Annotated in this window: 16 protein-coding genes and 1 other annotated feature (1 of these 17 running past the window's edge); of the genes, 3 read left to right on the top strand and 13 right to left on the bottom strand. The window is 50.6% G+C overall.

Annotated features, from left to right (window positions below; translation table 11 throughout):
• Positions 1-14: a binding site (T-box leader), on the bottom strand; it reaches 215 nt to the left of the window's first position.
• Between the two features lie 222 nt (positions 15-236).
• On the top strand, positions 237-941 hold the full coding sequence (gene rluF, locus ACZ5FK_RS10455; RefSeq protein WP_464804847.1) for a 23S rRNA pseudouridine(2604) synthase RluF: 705 nt from the start codon (positions 237-239) through the stop codon (positions 939-941).
• Positions 942-1012: 71 nt separating this feature from the next.
• Here rluF and ACZ5FK_RS10450 read toward each other — a convergent pair whose 3' ends face one another.
• The 11 genes from ACZ5FK_RS10450 to ACZ5FK_RS10400 form a co-directional block, all read right to left on the bottom strand.
• Positions 1013-3565 (bottom strand): ABC transporter permease subunit, encoded by a 2553-nt coding sequence (locus ACZ5FK_RS10450; RefSeq protein ID WP_464804846.1) that lies wholly within the window; start codon positions 3563-3565, stop codon positions 1013-1015.
• Positions 3546-4445 (bottom strand): ABC transporter ATP-binding protein, encoded by a 900-nt coding sequence (locus tag ACZ5FK_RS10445; protein WP_464804845.1) that lies wholly within the window; start codon positions 4443-4445, stop codon positions 3546-3548. Before ACZ5FK_RS10445 ends, ACZ5FK_RS10450 begins: the two co-directional genes overlap by 20 nt.
• An 80-nt stretch (positions 4446-4525) precedes the next feature.
• Positions 4526-5452 carry an AEC family transporter gene (locus ACZ5FK_RS10440; RefSeq protein ID WP_464804844.1) on the bottom strand — a complete coding sequence of 309 codons (927 nt, stop codon included), beginning with the start codon at positions 5450-5452 and terminating at the stop codon, positions 4526-4528.
• A 208-nt stretch (positions 5453-5660) separates the two neighbouring features.
• Positions 5661-6536, bottom strand: a complete 876-nt coding sequence (locus tag ACZ5FK_RS10435; RefSeq protein ID WP_464804843.1) for an ABC transporter ATP-binding protein — start codon at positions 6534-6536, stop codon at positions 5661-5663.
• Positions 6537-6542: 6 nt separating this feature from the next.
• Complete coding sequence (locus tag ACZ5FK_RS10430) at positions 6543-8990, bottom strand: hypothetical protein (protein WP_464804842.1); 2448 nt, start codon at positions 8988-8990, stop codon at positions 6543-6545.
• A 151-nt stretch (positions 8991-9141) separates the two neighbouring features.
• Positions 9142-9462, bottom strand: a complete 321-nt coding sequence (locus tag ACZ5FK_RS10425; RefSeq protein WP_464804841.1) for a hypothetical protein — start codon at positions 9460-9462, stop codon at positions 9142-9144.
• 199 nt (positions 9463-9661) lie between these two features.
• Complete coding sequence (locus ACZ5FK_RS10420) at positions 9662-9790, bottom strand: hypothetical protein (protein ID WP_464804840.1); 129 nt, start codon at positions 9788-9790, stop codon at positions 9662-9664.
• Positions 9791-9792: 2 nt separating this feature from the next.
• Complete coding sequence (locus ACZ5FK_RS10415; RefSeq protein ID WP_464804839.1) at positions 9793-11052, bottom strand: helix-turn-helix domain-containing protein; 1260 nt, start codon at positions 11050-11052, stop codon at positions 9793-9795.
• 208 nt (positions 11053-11260) lie between these two features.
• Complete coding sequence (locus ACZ5FK_RS10410) at positions 11261-11986, bottom strand: amino acid ABC transporter ATP-binding protein (RefSeq protein WP_464804838.1); 726 nt, start codon at positions 11984-11986, stop codon at positions 11261-11263.
• A gap of 13 nt (positions 11987-11999) precedes the next feature.
• On the bottom strand, positions 12000-12632 hold the full coding sequence (locus ACZ5FK_RS10405; RefSeq protein WP_464807416.1) for an amino acid ABC transporter permease: 633 nt from the start codon (positions 12630-12632) through the stop codon (positions 12000-12002).
• 69 nt (positions 12633-12701) lie between these two features.
• Entirely contained in the window at positions 12702-13538 is an 837-nt protein-coding gene (locus tag ACZ5FK_RS10400; RefSeq protein WP_464804837.1) for a transporter substrate-binding domain-containing protein, read from the bottom strand.
• A 173-nt stretch (positions 13539-13711) separates the two neighbouring features.
• On the opposite strand from ACZ5FK_RS10400, the gene mgtE reads away from it, so the two are divergent.
• Positions 13712-15070 (top strand): magnesium transporter, encoded by a 1359-nt coding sequence (gene mgtE / locus ACZ5FK_RS10395; protein WP_464804836.1) that lies wholly within the window; start codon positions 13712-13714, stop codon positions 15068-15070.
• Positions 15071-15120: 50 nt separating this feature from the next.
• Here mgtE and ACZ5FK_RS10390 read toward each other — a convergent pair whose 3' ends face one another.
• Positions 15121-16635 carry an acetyl-CoA hydrolase/transferase family protein gene (locus tag ACZ5FK_RS10390; protein WP_464804835.1) on the bottom strand — a complete coding sequence of 505 codons (1515 nt, stop codon included), beginning with the start codon at positions 16633-16635 and terminating at the stop codon, positions 15121-15123.
• Between the two features lie 168 nt (positions 16636-16803).
• On the opposite strand from ACZ5FK_RS10390, the gene ACZ5FK_RS10385 reads away from it, so the two are divergent.
• Complete coding sequence (locus tag ACZ5FK_RS10385; RefSeq protein WP_464804834.1) at positions 16804-16965, top strand: hypothetical protein; 162 nt, start codon at positions 16804-16806, stop codon at positions 16963-16965.
• Between the two features lie 8 nt (positions 16966-16973).
• Here the strand turns inward: ACZ5FK_RS10385 and ACZ5FK_RS10380 are convergent, their stop codons facing one another.
• Entirely contained in the window at positions 16974-17618 is a 645-nt protein-coding gene (locus ACZ5FK_RS10380) for a LytTR family DNA-binding domain-containing protein (RefSeq protein WP_464804833.1), read from the bottom strand.
• Between the last annotated feature and the right edge of the window lie 32 nt (positions 17619-17650).

The following is a 17650-nucleotide window of genomic DNA, read 5'->3' as shown; positions in this document are numbered from 1 at the left end:
CTCTTCAATTTCTCGGCTATGCTCTTCTCGTCTCAGCTCTTCTGCTCTCTGGGCGGCCCCGCTCCCGGCGCCTCTACCCTTATCCGAACAAAAAAGTTGACTCTACTTTACTATCATTTCGATCTAGTGTCAACCTTTCGACTAGATTGATTTCCGTCTTACCGGTGATCCTTTTGCTTCCATCAGATGAACACGATACAATAAAGAAAACAACTTCCGAAATCAGGTGACTTTCGATGCGTATCAATAAATTCCTAAGCGAGGCGGGCATTGTATCCCGCCGGGGCGCGGATAAATGGGTCGAGGACGGCCGCGTCACGATCAATGGCAAGCAAGCTGAACTCGGCAGCCAGGTCGAAGCGGGCGATGACGTCCGTGTCGACGGCAAACCGGTACAGGCCGAAGAGCAGCTCGTCTATCTTATGCTGAACAAACCGGTCGGTATTACGAGTACGACGGAGCGGCATATCAAAGGGAATGTCGTCGATTTCGTCAACCACCCGCTCCGCATCTTCCATATCGGGCGGCTCGATAAGGACTCCGACGGCCTGCTGCTGCTCACGAATGACGGGGATATCGTCAATGAAATCCTGCGCGAGGAGCATGGTCACGAGAAAGAGTATATCGTCACCGTCGACCGTCCCATCACCAAGGAGTTCATTCAGAAAATGGAATCGGGCGTTGACATCCTCGATACGACGACAAAGCCGTGCAAAGTGAAACAGCTCGGTCCGCGCAAGTTCAATATTACGCTCACGCAGGGGCTCAACCGCCAGATCCGCCGCATGTGTTCAGCGCTCGGCTACAATGTCCGCCGCTTGCAGCGCACGCGCATCATGAACCTCCACCTCGGCAGCCTGCCGATTGGCAAATGGCGCGACCTAACGGAGCAGGAACGAAAGGAACTGTTCCGTCTCCTTGATTACAGCCCGAAGCGATGACCAGTTGTATCGGCTTTTGCCGACTTTCAAAAGGAGACGTCCGCAAGCTGCAGGCGTCTCCTTTTCTTTCTTCAAACTCCTCTCACCACTGCTGCACGCTCCCTTCTCTTCCGCTGCCCTGCCCCTATGGCAAGCGAAGCGCCACCGACCAAAAGCAGTGCCGCGCCGAGGAGCAATGCACAGCCGAGGTATATACCGACCGCTGGATTATTCAGCAGTGTCAGAATCTCTCCGTCCACAATCTTCGGCACGTTCAAATACAGGAACGGCGAATAATGAGCGAAGTCATCCAGTTTTAAGCTGAGTATATAGCCTCCCGCACTGACGATCGCCGTCAGCGCATAGACGACGAGCGGCTGGCGCGCAACCAGGCCGATCACGTTGGCAAGTGCGATCAGGAATAGGGTGACGCACGTATAGAGCAGCAATGCTTTCAAGACATATTCACCGAGGGGCATGAGTGTATAGGCGCCTTCGAATGCGCGCAACCCGGTGAAATCAAAGGATTGTTTTTCGTAATTGCTATGAAAGCGGAGTACAGGGTAGGCCCAGTCGCCGAATCGATTGAATACGGTGCCGATCAGCACGACAAACAGGAACACCGCAAATGCGCTGCTGACCGCGACCACCGATGCATGGATGGTCTTCCCAAGGAATAGGGAACGCCTTTTGATCGGCAATGTTTCCAGCAGATGAAGCGTCGGCCGCTTTCCCCGCTCCCCGGCGAAACCTGCACCGACAAGGAACAGAAGCAGAAGAAGCGGGATGAAATACAGCTGATCACGAAACACCATATAGAGCGAAAAAAGTCCGCTATGATCCGCTTTCCGGTTCGCCTGTTCCCTCCATCGCTTCGCATCTTTTTCACCAGGTTCATACTGGTCATGAAAGCTTGGGTTGTACGTGCCTGCAAATACAGGTTTGATATTGTGCTCTTTCATCCATTCCAGTTGCGAGATGGCTGTCTCGTAGCCAAAGAAGGTATCTGATAGGGGAAAACCACCTTTCTTCGCCTCCGCCATCATGTCATGACTCCGCTGCGTTTCGAACAGCTGGTAGTCATACAGTGGTGCCCAATCACCCTGGCTATAGGCAGCGGCCGCTTCCTCGGCTAAGACCGCCTTTTCCTTTTGCTCCTCTATCAGCCCGTTGAAATAGTCGATATTATGACCGTATATGGACTCGCCGTCCTCCCCATTCCGGTTCGCCTCTTCGATTGAAGCCTCCGTGTCCGCGATCCACTCTTCGTAACCGGGGATTATTTCATCATTGATAGATTTTGGCTCGGCCGCGATTCTGCCGATCACATCGCGTTCTTTCTCCTTCACCTGCTCCGTCAGGAAAATGTAGCCCGCGACAGTTGCGACTGCAAGTACGATCAGCGCATGGCCAAGAAGCCCTCTGCGCCTCGACTTGCGCCATTCGAACGCACCTGCCGAGAGTGCCGGGAGAAGCTGATGAGGCCGCCCTTTCCGGAATGGCTTCCGTTCTTCCGCCGACTTGAACAGCCCCCTCGCCCTTTCCGGGAGAAGAATGGCGGCAGTGAGGAACAATGTGCTCCAGACGATAGCAGATAGTGCATACTGCCAAACCGGGAATGCCGGGTATTCCGCTAGAAAGCGATCTCCGCGGAATAGTTCAAACGGATTCCACGGCACCTGCAGCAGGCTTGCCGATTCCGTCCCCACGACCCCGAGCAACAGCAGGAAGCCGGTCAGCATGATAGCGGAAAACGAGGTCCGAAGCTGCGTACTGATGGCAAGCAGAAATGCGGACAGGAAAGCCGCCGCAGAGAGGAACAGCAGAGCGAACCTCCCGGAAAACTGCCAGGCGGGAACCAATGTGAACAGATTATCCGTCTCTAGGAAGACCGGGTAGTTCCAGTCATTGAACGTATCCCCGAGCAGTGAAGGAACAGCAAGGCCAGCCGTAAAGACGAGCACAATATATAGGCCAGCGATCCATAGAAGGCCGGCATATTTTGATAACAGGAAAGACTTCCTGAGAATAGGCTGCGTCCGCACGGACAGAACTGTCTGCTGCTCTTTCTCGCTCGTGTAAGCGCTGCCGAACAGAAGCAGCAACAGCAGAAGTCCTGCCGGTCCGAGCAGAATGGCTGAGACTTCATTCAGCAGCAGGAAAGGTGATATGGGCTTTGTCACTTTCGCGTAAGGCAATTCATGCTCGATCAGATAGGCATTCTTCGCAATCGCCTTGTCACGCTCCGTTCCTTGCAGCGCATCAAAGACGCCCCCTGCCTCCTCAAAGTGTTCTAAATTCTCCAGGAAATTCTTCTCATGGCCAGGAATTTCCCCCCAGCGCTGTTCATAAATCGCGCCTTTCCAATGAAAGATTGCATTCGCCATATTATTCAAGCTGTCAAACTGGATCTTCTGTTCATCGGTCAACTTGTCTTCCCGGTCGAGCGGGCGCAATTGGGCATACAATTGGTCGGTCTTCAGAACGGTCATCAGCAGTGCATCTTCCGCCTCTTTCACCATCCGCCCCTGCTCTTGCTTATTCTCATAGAAGAACCATCCCGTGCCAAGGAGTGCAACAACGAGCAGCCAGATCAGCTTTTTCTGACGCCAGATCTTCTTCAGCTCAAACTTCAACAAGCTCATGGGCCTTCGTCTCTTCCGCAAAGATTTTCCGGTACCGCTCCTCGGAACCGAACACTTTCTTGTCTACATCTTCCACCAAGATCCCCTCTCGGCTGAAAAGACGCAATATACGCTCCAGTGCGGCGTCCACCTGATAGACCTGCAGCTTCCCGCCGCTTGTTTCAAACGGGATGCCCGCAGCCTTTAGGATCCGTTCCGCTTTCTCCAGCCGGTCAACAGTCATCTGATACTGGACCCTCTCAAATGCGGACATGTCCTCCTGGATCAGATGCCCTTTCTTCAAGAATAGAATGGACGACGTCACCCGGTCGATCTCCGCCAGGTTATGCGAGGACAGCAGAATCGTCGTCCCTTCCTCACGCAGGGCAAGCAGCAATTCGCGCACTTTGATCGCGCTCGTCGGGTCGAGCCCGTTCAGCGGTTCGTCCAAGATGAGCAGTTTCGGCTTGTTGACAATCGCCATCGCGAGCAGCAAATGCTGTTTCATCCCGAGCGAGTAGTTCTTCACTTTTTTATGCATATACCGCGTAATTCCGATGCGGTCGGCCGCGGAGAGCAGCTGTTTCTTGGAAAGTCCCTGCACGTCGCAGATGAACTGCAAGTGATCATACCCGGTCAGATATTCATACAGCACCGTGTTGTCCTGCATGAACGAGATCTCCCGGAACATATTTGGATCCTTGTTGCTTTTGCCTAGAACCGTCACGTTCCCCTTATCCGCCGGTAGCAGATTCGTAATGATGTTCAGCAGCGTCGACTTCCCTGACCCGTTGGGCCCCACCAGCGCAATGATCTGCGGCTCCTTCAGTTCAATGGTGACCCCCTTCAGCACCTGCTCCCTGCCGTACGACTTGTAGATGTCTTTTACAGATAAAATCATATCCATCCCCCTGTCAATTGACTTATAGGCATCGTACCATATTTCACCAACCAAGTGATCCAAAGTTCCGATTATTTTATTCAATTAAATAAAGTCATGGCAACATAGACGACTCCCGTCACCGTTATCCCGCTCATGACGGTCGAGAAAAGGACTGTTTGGGCAGCCAGGTCCGGACAGACATCATACTCGAGGGCCAGCGAAGAGCTGTTCCGCGAGGTTGGGAAAGAGCTGGCGATAAGCAGCGATTGGGCGACGACCCCGTCCAGCCGGAACAGGTAAATGAGTGCAAGGGAAACGGCCGGCCCGAGGAGGAGTCTGCCGATAGTACCGATGACAATGGTGCGGTTCACGATCGTCTTCAGTTCAATTTGCGCGAGTTGTGCACCCAGCAGAATTAGTGCAATTGCCAGAAACGCGTCGGACAGATGGCTGATGGGCGCAAAGAGGAACTGCGGAATTGGGACACCTAAGAAGTTCAGCAGCCCGCCGAGCAGCATCGCGTGGATGATCGGCATGCGCATCAGTGATTTGATGATCTCCCAGCCTGATTTGGTGGCTGAGATGAGATTATAAAGACCGTATGTATATGTCAACACGTTCTGAAACACCATCACGATGATCTGGATGGAAATGCCGAGCGGGCTTGCCTGGAAGAGCAGCTGGCTGACTGGAATCCCGTAGTTCCCCGAATTGATGAGGGTCATGCCATTTTTGAAAACTGCCGCCTCCCCTCTGTCAAGCCCGAGCAGTTTGCTGAGCAATGTGGTGACGATGATGAGGCACAGGCTGAATGCCAGCAAGTACCCGAGGATCTCAAGCAACACGCGCCCATTAATCTCCGTCTTATAGAGATTGATGAATACGGCGGCCGGCATGAGACAGTAGGTGATCAAATTCGAAATCGCCCGCAGATTGAATGCGAATTTCCGCTGTAACCCTGCGCCGATAACAACTAGGATCAGAATTGGAACAATTATATTGATAAAAATGCTTCCTATGAACATGAATGCCTCCCCCTGATAAAAAACGCCTATCTGATGTAATCCTATGATTATACTACACGGCAAGGGAGGAGTTAGGTAAACCATCGGATGCGAAAGCGAGAAACTGAATTTCGTTATGTGCAATAGCCAATGACGAGTCGGCTCATGTGTATCGGAACATAAATAAGCAGCCTCCCCTTTCACAATGGAAGCTGCTGCCTGGAACCTATTATGAATTCAATCCATAGAACTCCTTATACTTCTCCTCCAGTGCCACAGAGCTCTGCTGGACGGCCTGGATTTTCGCCCCGCTCTTGATCAACTGCTCCAAATACAATTCCACCTCAACTGAAGGATCGGTCAGCAGTCCGCTAGCGTATGTCTGGTAAGGCAACTGGCTGCCTGTCATCAGCTGGTCCACTGTCTGCCCTTCCTTTAGCTGGATGTCGATTTGATAAGGTGCTTTGTCCTCCACGCCAATTCCGGTCTTAACCAATTCGCCATCTTTGATGAACCAGATGGTCTTCGTTATATCTTCTAAAATATCCAGGTTATGCGTTGAGACGAGAATGCCGATCCCTTCCGCCCGCAAATCATGGATCAATTGCTTCAGCTCGATGATGCTCGTTGGATCAAGTCCGTTAAACGGCTCATCCATCAAAATGACAAGCGGCTTGGTCAAAATGGACAAGGCGATCAGCAAATGCTGCCGCATCCCATAAGAATAGGATTTGACGGGATCATTTACATAGGAGCGGATGCCGATGCTGTCAACCACCTCTTCAATCGCCTCTTTGCCGAGTCCGTACACATTTGCCACGAACGCCAAATGATCGTATCCCGTCAAGTGCATATACAAATAGTTGTCACTCGGCAGGAATGAGACATATTTGAAAAACTCCGGCGTCTGATTCGAGACCCCCTGCACGGTTACCGTCCCTTCATCCACCTCTTCCAGCGCAAGGATGGAACGCATGAGCGTCGACTTCCCCGCGCCGTTCGGTCCGACAAGCCCGATGACTTCCCCTGCGCCCAGCTCGAACGTGACTGTTTGCAGGACAGGTCTTTTTCCATACCGTTTCGTCAGCTTCTCCACCTGTAACATTAGACATCACGACACCTTTCCCTTTTTTGAGATCAATCCCGCCAAGAAAAGCACAACTCCCGCAGTGAACAGTACGAGACACCCCATCCACACATTGACGAGGGCCGACTCCGTAATAATCGATTTCCAGCCATCCACGACCTGCCATGTATCAAAATACAAAAACGGATTCAGCATCATCATATCAGCAGCTGGATAATAGCTGGCTGCTAGATATCCCACCGCTGTGATGATGAGCGTAGTGACGATGACCACATACTGGTTCCCCGCCCATCTGCCGATCAGGCTGAACAGGCTATTTAAAAAGAAAATCTGCGCCAGAATAAGGGCTATACACTTCAGGACCATCCATAGCAGACTGTCAAAGAAGAAATAGACGTTGTCGACAGGCGAAAAAAATTGACCTTTGCCATTTCCATTCTCCGCAACCGCATACGTCGGGATCGGATAATCCGCTTCCCCAAGCCCCCCTAGCGTCCAGCTGACCACGAAGGTGACCGCGCCACTGAACAGGAAAAGCAAACATGCTGCTATCAGGTTGTATGCCCACTTGCTGACATAGACCGATCGGAGACGGAGCGGCTTCGTCACGAGGAAATAGAGAGTTCGTGCCGGCCGTTGCTCCTCCGCCAAGCTTGCCCATGTCACGAAGAGGAATACGCCCAGCACAAGCCACGCAACATTCCTATTCATGTAGGAAAAGGCGGTGAATAGTGCGCTTTTCCCATATTTTTCATTCCCCTCTTGCAATCTCTCCAGCAATCGCTGGTGTTCATAGCTGAATGCCTTTCGGGGATCATCAAAACGGGTAGCCCATAAGTCGCCGATCGGCCATGGATGAATCCCTCTTTCCCGCAAGAGGTTGAGCTGTTCTTCGGAAGCCATAACGGTCATATCCCAAAGACGGGGCTCCAACTCCTTGTAAGAAGTGAACGAGTTTAAGGATTTCATCGTTTCTCTATACAGATCCAGAAAGGCCGGGGAACCCGCCTCTTTCTTCAAGTCATCCAAGACGGAGATGCTCTGCTTTGCGTCTTCCACCCATTCGGTATACGGATTCTCATAAGTCGGATATTCCACTTCATGCTCTTCCTGTAATAATTCGTTTGTAACTTGTATGGAAAGAAAATGATTCTGTGTTTCTTCAATGGCGCGTACCATGTTCTTCTCAACGTTCTGATATTGCTGGTTCACAAATATGGACGTTCCGATACTGATACCAAGCAGCAAGAGCACTGTCAACAGAAGTCTGCTTTCACGCCTTTTCTTCAAATGCTCGAACCAGAAAATCTTCCATTTCCGTTTGGGCTCATATGTTTTATGGGCTTCCCTTCTTCCCTTCTGCTGAAAAATCGTCCATTTTGAATGGAAGATCGGATAGGAGATTATCACAAAAACAAGCAATAGCAGCAGCATGCCCGCCAAATAAGCGACGAACCGGTTGGATGTCAGGAGTTCAGTCTCATAGCCTGTGACTAGATGGATTGGATTCCCCATCGAGAAACCGGATTGATCGGCGACCACATACAGCGCCAGAAGCGGTACGGTAAGGAAGCCCGCCAGAACTCCTAGCGAGACACGCTGCTTACATAGCCAGGACGCCACGAGAAGAAGCAGGGAAACGAACAACCCCCAGCCGAGTGGCACGAAGAGCAGCCACTTCCATATGGGTACCATCCTGGTCTCCCCGCCCGAAACGACTTCCATAGGATAGAAAACTGTGTCCATCTGCCCTGTGACAAGCGGCGGCAAAAACGCCAAAATGACCGAAAACAAAAGATAGCCGGCCATAAACAGCCAAAACGAAATGACGTAGCCCGTATAGATCGCCGGATTGGCCAGCGAGTTCAGTTTGAGTAAGTCGAATATCCGGTTCTGCCGGTCGCTTGTATATCTATAGCTGAAAATGAGGAGATAGAGCAGGGCGGTCAGCGGATTGAATAACAGATGCAACAACTGCTTGGTAAATAACGCCGTTTGATACGGGGTCTCCTGTTCGGTGAAAGACAGTCGATGAGCAGCTAAGTCTTCCGCCTTCCTTTTCTCAACCTCCAATTGCTCTTCGTTGTGATAGTCAACAACTCGGTATGCTTTATATAGTTCATATTCCTCTATATAGGCGAGAATATCAGGTGCTATGTACAGATCGTTATCAGCAATCTTTTGAGAAATGACTTTGACGTAGTCCTCTTGAATCAGTAAACTTTCCAGTGCTGCCTCTTGGTTTTCCGGCAGTCCTACATGTCGTTTCTTATTCAGCGTTTTTCCGATTAAGGTGTCCAAAAAGTCTTTCCTATCATCAAATATCTCTTTCAGTTCTGTTTGAACAGAGTCTGTTGATTGATAGTTGATCGTCCACAGCGAAACGGAAAAAAGGATAATTGCGAGCGGTAAGTAAAATGTATATCTACTTTTTAAAATACCTTTTATTATGAACTGTACGGTCTTCCCCATGGAACTCCCCCCTATACTGCAAGCCAGATGCCAGCAGAGGCATGCACAAAACACTAGAAATCGAATACATCAGTATGTCCGTTGTATTCGATTTCCAGTTTATTATTGATCATCCGTCGACAACATTATCTAACGACAAACAGGAGACACTTCATTCATCAGGGTTTAGAACATTTGGCATATGTGGGCCCGCTATTAAATATCCAGTGAATGCCACTGTCCTCCCATCCCTGTCAGCAGCCCCTCTGTTATAAAGTAATCCTGAATACGTCTTACCATTTATAACTTTAGTAACCCACATGGTTGGATTGTTTGTTGCAGCCACAACTTCCCGTACAAAAATTTGATCAGTAGCCTGTGTTACTTCTTGAGGTTGAAGCGCTTCAGACGCATGTGCATTTGAAACTTGCCCTATGAAGCCAATGCTCATAGCAGCGACCGCACTCAATGTAAGGTATTTAAACTTCTTCATTTGGTGCTCCTCCCTTTTCATCCTTCCTCATCTATCGATTCGGAATATGTCAATTCGAAGGACATCGGCCGATAGTTCTTACAATTCAATCATTCCATGCCATTTAACTAATGTCCACCTTTGTTTTTTACACAAATAGAAATGAAAAAGGATTGATTTTCGCATGTTTATAATCGTTACTTACATGAATCTCTTTGCTTTATCCCTCTTGAATCAAGGTTTCCGAAGATAGGCCTGGTAGATCCTCTTCTTCCCCCCCAACCGGGCTATCATTTTTTTCTGCAAAAAAGAACAAAACAAGGAGCAGAATTAGTAACCATCGTTTCATATTCAATATCTCCCTTCCTCCATCGACAGTTTCAAATAGTGGACCGCCTTTTTATACTTACGATTTTCAGCATAGAAGTTTCCAAGTCGCTCTGCATACTCTCTCCACTCGGGGTAATTGCCCCTCCTCTTAAATACGGAGAGAGCCTGTAAAAGAGCTTGTTCCGTCGCTGAATCGTCTCGCGTACAGACGGCTTCGAAGATGGTAAAGTGCGTTTCATAGTACTCCTGCTTTTTGGCAGTCAGTTTTGGCAATAAAGATTTTCCTTTAGTTAACCAGAAGACGACCTTGTCATATTGTTTGTTCTTTTCATACTCTTGAACGAGGGCCAAAATTGAATACATGCTCTCTAATGGCATTTTTTTAAGTTCAAATGCTTTGTTAAAATGTGCGATAGCCTGTTCAGTCTTTTCCATCCGTGAATAGACGCTTCCAATATTTTGATAGAGAATGCCAAGCAAAGAAGTGATCCCGTTATGCATGCAAATCTGTTCCGCCAGCTTAAACTTGTCCAGCGCCTTACATAGTCGGCCGCTGTTTTTATAGGCGACTCCACTGATAATATGGCTCTCGGCAACACGCTGCACTGCTATGATTGATTGGAAATAAGTGAGGGCCTCGCTCAGCTGCTCAAGCGCTTCAAATCCATCATCATTTCTCATCAGGATAACCGCTCGGATGTAAGCGAAGTCCGCACGCTCTCGCGGTTCCAGAGACAATTGCTCCATCATACCAGCCGCTTCCTCAAGAGCTGCCAAACAGTTTTTCATGTCCCCGTTTTCGTAGAACGCCATCCCCATCATCTGTTCCACCCGGAAGGCTTGCAGGGGAGTCAAGTTCCCCTCAATCGCCTTATACACAGTCAACTCATGTAAGAGCTTCTTCGTGTCTTTCGTAACAAACCGCAGCCGGAGCACGAGCAATTCGAGGTCAACTTTGGCCTGCCATCCATAGTCCGCAGCCGCGAGACGTTCTCTAATCAGCGCACTTAGTTGAACTGCTGCCTGTTGATCGCGGAAATGAATCGCATGCCATAATTGGGCCTCCAGCTCCATATACTCATCTGCTGTAATCGGTTCTTCATTAGTTGGCAAAGCGATGCCCAGCCACTTCACCAATTGCAATATCACTTCTTCACTCGGCTTTCCGATACTATTCTCAAATCGACTTAAGTGAGCAGGCGAACAAATATTGTCTGTAAGCGCTTCCAATTTCATTTCATGTCGCAGACGTTCTTGTTTAATTCGAACACCGAGCATCATATCAATCCCCCCAGTTGATAGTTACCATATTCCAACACAGATAGTGACAAGTAGGCAGCATACTGGAAAATGAAAAAGAACGATATACCGAAATGAAGAAGGAGACCAAGACGCATAGAGCACATTAAGAAAATTTCTGCAACAAAATTTACATCATATGGACATAAGAAAAGCAGCCTCCCAATTACAAAGGAAGCTGCTTTTTCTTTCACACATTCACCATCTCTAAAAACTGGCGTGCGCGTTCGTTTGTTGTATAGTTGAAGAAGGTGTCCGGGTCTTCGTCTACGATGATGCGCCCTTTGTCGAGCATGATGACACGGCTTGCGACTTCTTTGGCGAATTTCATCTCGTGGGTGACGACGACCATTGTCATGCCTTCGTTCGCAAGGTCCTGCATGACTTGCAGCACTTCGCCAACGAGTTCCGGATCGAGCGCGGATGTCGGTTCGTCGAACAACAGTGCTTTCGGTTCCATGGCAAGCGCTCTAGCGATGGCGACCCGCTGCTTCTGGCCGCCTGACAGCTTGTTCGGGTAGACGTCCGCCTTATCGGACAGACCTACTTTTTCAAGCAGCTCACGCGCGAGCTGTTCCGCTTTCGCCTTGTCCATCTTTTTCACGATTATCGGTGCTTCGATGATGTTCTCCAGCACCGTCTTATGCGGAAACAGGTTGAAGTGCTGGAACACCATGCCGACTTCCGCCCGGACGTCCGGCAAGTTGTCCTTTTTCCGGTCGACGGGATGGCCGTCGATGATGATGCTGCCTTTCTGCGCTTTTTCGAGGAAGTTCAGGCAGCGGAGCAACGTACTTTTCCCGGAGCCACTGACGCCGACAAGGACGACAACTTCACCTGGCGCGACGTCGAGGCTGATGCCTTTCAGCACTTCCAGCTTGCCGAATGATTTATGGAGATCTTTTGTTTTGATCATAGCTGTTTCCTCCTCACACTCTGTCCACGTTAAGTTTGTTCTCATACAGCCGGAGCAGTCCTGTGAAGATGAGGACGAGGACGAGATAGTAGAGTCCGACTACCATGAATGTCTCAAACGGCATGAACGAGGATGCCGCTTCACGGTTCGCGAGCCCAAACAGTTCGGTGACACCGATTACGTATACAAGAGACGAGTCTTTCAGTGTAATGATGAATTGGTTGCCAAGCGGCGGAATCGCAATACGTAACGCTTGCGGGAAGATGATGCGGCGCATGGTCTGCGCGCGGTTCATCCCAAGTGCAAGGCTCGCTTCTCTTTGCCCGCGGTCGACACCTTGGATGGCTCCCCGGAATATTTCCGCGATGTAGGCCCCGTTATGGATGCCGAGCGCAATTGCGCCAGCCCAGAAGTTGGATAATACAATGATGGATGTAATTCCGTAGTAGAGGAACATGATCTGAACGATCAGCGGTGTCCCCCTAATGACAGCGATATAGACACCTGCTATCGAGCTAAGTATTTTCGAATTCGAAATCCGCATGAGTGCGAAAACAATCCCGAGCACAGTCCCGATGACGAGGGCGATCGCTGTGATTTCGAGCGTGACGAGGGCTGCTTTCAAGAAGCCCTCGTACGTCCGCATGAATACTTCGTATAAAGTCACGAATATGTTATCTTCCACTGGTCACTCCCTCTTTCCGTCCATGGTCTATTATTCAAGCAGTTCCGCATCGTCGAGATCGATCTCAAGCAAGTTGCGGTCGAACCACTTTTGTGAGATTTCATCGTATGTGCCGTCGTCGATGATCTCTTTCAATGCTTTGTCGAGTTCATCACGAAGCTTTTCATTGTCCTTCCTAACGGCGATGGACGGCTGCTCGACCCAAAGCGGAGTGCCGACTTCTTTGATGGCGAATCCATTGTCTTTCGCTTCAAAACCGACGATGTCCGACGTGACGACAGCGTCCAGTCTTCCTGCGACCGTCAAGTCTTTCAAGGCGACAACGTCACTGCTGTAGTATTGGATATCGTCTGAAAGTGTCTTCGCCGGCTCTTCGTATGTGGATTGTGCAACAACGCCGATCTTCTTGCCTTTCAGATCATCGGGGGATGTGATATCGTTGTTATCCGCGGATACCCAGATCATCCCGCCCGAATAATAGTACGGCTCTGTGAAAGCGGCCTGCTCTGCACGCTTTTTCGTATACGCCATCGAGCCGATGATTGCGTCATATTTTTTTGCGACAAGTCCCTGCAAAATCGTTTCGAACGGGTTGGTCACCGGATTCGGCTCAAGGCCCATCTTCTCAGCGATCGCTTTCCCGATTTCCACGTCAAACCCTGTAAGTTCTCCATTCTCTTCAAAGTTAAAAGGTTTATAAAGTCCGCTTGCTGCATATGTCAGCTTTCCTTTGTTTACAAGCTCATACCCTTCATCTGTCGTGGTAGCACTACCCTTGCCATCCTTGTCATCGTCTTTCTTCCCGCATGCCGCGAGGACGAGCGTCAGTGCTGCAAGTACGACGATCCACTGTTTCCATTTTCCCATTTGAACCTCTCCCTTTTTAATTCCGACATAGAATGCCGTTTTTTAGGTCACTAACTCACTTTCCCTACTATCTTTTCGATAAACATGTTTTTTTAGTTGTTTCCGATTGTTTGATTGAGGGAAGTAGTCTCGATAGGATGCTATACGTGTGAATAGGAATCGAGGTGGAGAGGATGACAATTAAAGGAAACCAGGAAGAGGTGCTGCGGGCGCTCATCCAGCTGCTGCGGGAAGGGAAGATTGAAACTGCCAAAAAGGCGATCGACGAAATGCCGCCTCATGATATGGCGGCCCACTACCGCGGTCTGCCGAAGAAGCGCCGCCCTTTATACCTGGAGATCTTGTCAACCGATCAATTGGTCATGTTGCTCCGGTATTTAACGAAGAATGAGCAGCTGGCCGTCCTTCGTTTCATCGGGCCGAAGCGGGCGCACGAACTGCTTGATAAGATGAAGAGCGAAGACTTGTCCTACTTGCTGTCAGACCTCCCCGACAAAGATGTCGAGCGTATCATCGCTGAGATGAGGCAGGAGGAGAAGCGGGAGATCCGCAAAATGATGAAGTACCCGAAACGGTCTGCGGGGCGCATCATGACGAGCCGCTATGTCTGGGTGCACAAATCCTATTCAGTAGCAGACGCGATCTCCAAGCTGAAGGCGTATCGGGAATACGCCCACTATCTGAATTACATCTATATTATCAATGATGAGAAGCAGCTCGTCGGTGTTCTGTCCTATCGCGACTTGCTGCTCGCGCTGCCTGACGAGTGCGTGGAGGATATCATGACAAAGGATGTTGTTCGCGTGAACGAGGACACCCAGCAAAGTGATGTGGCCAAAATGATCGGCCGCTACGATTTCGTTTCGGTGCCTGTCGTCAATGACGAGAACATCCTCGTCGGCATCATCACCGCGGATGACGTTCTCGATATCGTCGTACGGGAAGCGAATGAGGATATCGAGATGCTGTTCGCTTCCGGGAAGGAGATCGATTTCGAGACGCCCCCCGTGACCGCCGCCCGCCGCAGGTTGCCGTGGCTTATTCTGCTTTTATTCATCGGATTGGTCTCCGGAAGCATTATATCGAAGTTCGAAGAGACGCTCGAGGCCGTTGTGGCGCTCGCCTTCTTCATGCCGATGATCGCGGGGATGACCGGGAACACAGGGACGCAATCCCTCGCGGTCGTCGTACGGGGACTTGCATCCGGCGACGTCAATTTTAAACAAGGACTGAAACTCATCTTCAGGGAACTCATCGTAGGTGTCATTCTCGGGGTCGTCTGCGGGGCGGTCATCGCCGTCATCGCTTATTTCTGGCAGGGCAGCATGACGCTCGGTCTCGTAGTCGGTTCGTCGCTCGTCGCGACACTGATCATCGGGACCTTCGCAGGTACTGTCATACCGCTGATCCTCAATAAATTCAAAGTCGACCCTGCTGTCGCTTCAGGGCCTTTGATCACCACGATCAATGACATCCTTTCGCTGCTGATCTACTTCGGCATCGCGACGATGTTCATCTCAAGACTGATGTGAACCATGCTAAGAACCGGCCGCCCTGCTTGGGACGGCCGGTTTCGTCTTGCTTATACCGTTTCTGAAATTGCTGGCCGCATCGTGCCGTGCTCCCGAAGGTTCGCGTGCCAGGAGAGGGCCTTTTCGAGGGCATGCGGCGTGTGGCCGCCCCGCTCCAGCGCTTCATTGTAATAGGACCATAATTCCTGGCGATAGGACGGGTGCGCGCAATGTTCGATGATCCGGCCGGCGCGCTCCCGCGGCGCGAGCCCCCGCAAATCGGCATACCCCTGCTCCGTGACGAGGACATCGACGTCATGCTCGGTATGATCGACATGAGAAGCGAACGGGACGACACTTGAGATATCTCCGCCTTTCGCAATCGATTTTGTGACAAAAATGGCAAGCCGCGCGTTGCGTGCAAAATCTCCTGAACCCCCGATGCCGTTCATCATATTCGTGCCCGTCACATGGGTGGAGTTGACATTCCCGTAAATATCAAACTCTAGCGCCGTGTTAATGGAGATCAGACCGAGACGGCGGATGATTTCAGGGTGGTTCGAAATTTCCTGCGGCCGCATGACCAGCTTGTCTTTGTAGCGTTCCATTTTCGAGAACACTTGGTCCATTTTCTCCTGGGACAGCGTGATTGAGGCGCAGGAGGCGAAACGCACCTTCCCTGCGTCGATCAAGTCGAATACCGCATCCTGCAGCACTTCCGAATAGACTTCCAAATCCTTAAACTCAGAATCAAGCAGCCCATGCAGCACCGCATTCGCCTGTGATCCGATCCCCGACTGAAGCGGTGCAAGGGAGTTTGTCAGGCGGCCTGCCGCCACTTCCTTCCTCAAAAAATCGAGCAAGTATCCAGCCATCACTTTCGTTTCCGCATCGGGCTGGTCGATCGTTGACGGTGAATCCGGCTGATGGGTGATGACAATGCCGCGGATTTTCTCCACATCCACCGGAATGCCGGCCGTACCGATCCGATCATCTGGCCGGGTAAGAGGAATCGGTCCGCGCTCCCCTTGCTTGCCTGGATCGTACAGATCATGCAAGCCTTCAAGCGCCGCCGAATGCGCCGTGTTGATCTCCACTATGATCGCCTGGGCGTGCTGCGCGAAGGAGTAAGAATTGCCGACAGACGTGGATGGGATGATCATGCCGTCTTCCGTAATTGCAACCGCTTCCAAAATCGCGACATTGACACGGTCAATCACGTCTGCACGGATCCACTCCGCCGTATGCGAGAGATGATGATCGCAGAACAGGATATTGCCTGCATTGATTTCATTGCGCATCGCCCGCTCTGCTTGGAACGGCAAACGCTTCTTCACAATGCCCGCTTCCGCAAATAACTTGTCGATATCAGACCCGAGAGAGGCCCCTGTATACACATTCACCTTGAACGATTCTGTCTCCGCCCGTTTCACAAGCGCCATTGGAACCGCTTTCGCATCACCCGCTCGTGTAAAGCCGCTCATGCCAAGCGTCATTCCATCCTCGATCCACGAAGCCGCCTCTTCCGGCGACACGATTTTCTCTCTGAGGGATTCAATCCGAATCCGATCTGCATGCTGATTCATCTAGTCTTCCCCTTTTCATGACTTTTCGATATACATAGTATTATCGTACCCCACTTGCCATAGTGCAGAGCGAATCTCGCATAAGCAACGGAATTATGGGGCGAGAGAGGAAAAGAGCAGGATAAGCCAGCATGCGTCGGCAGATGGCGTGCAAAGGAAGCAATTGTGGTGCTATTCGAAGCAACACAGCCCGATGAATGCGCAATCGCGTATGTCACAGAAGCAACTAAGGCCGTTTCTGAAGCAATGCGGCCAAGTTCCGAAGCAATCGAGGCTGTATTCAAAGCAACAGCCATCAAAAAAGCCCCTTGCACGAAGGGACTCGTTTGATAATTTATTCAAAACCCAAGCATTTTCCGGAAGTGGCTGGAATAGGATTGGCTGACGGGAACCTTTGCGCCATTCGTCATGGCAAGGACGAACGTGGAGTGGGTATCCGGGTAGATTTCTTTGATATGGTGGACATTGACGATGAACGAACGGTGGCAGCGGACGAATTGATCGTGCGGCAAGGTGTATTCGAATTGCTGCAAGGAATTGCGGTGCGTGCCCGTGAACTGAGCGCCGACGACGTATGTTCTGCGGTCTGACACTTCGATGTATTCCACGTCTTTGAATGGGACCGGCACCCAGCCGTCCTGTGTTTTGACCGTAACAACAGACTTTCCCTCTGTAAAAGCTGGATGGATGGCTATGACACAGCCGGCCACTTGCCCACCCGTATGATAGGGAACCGCCATGCCGTGATACGGGACGCCAAATACGTCACGGTGAATAAACTCGGACACTTTCTGATCGCTGTGAATTGCTTTATACGCAATCGTCCCCTCTTTGACGCAGTCCCCTGGTCGGATTTTCAGGTCAACACGTTTACTGGGGCGGTAGTAGAGGTATTTCTTAGTATTAGACACGACTAATGAGATTTCATCCGAGAATAGTTCGCCGATTACATCCAGCAATTCCTTCAGGCTTAACGCTTCCATTTTCAAGCTCCTTTTTGCTTCATTTACTAGAA

It is taken from the genome of Sporosarcina sp. GTC18466, assembly GCF_055389225.1.
This window is presented reverse-complemented; position numbering and strand designations above follow the sequence as displayed.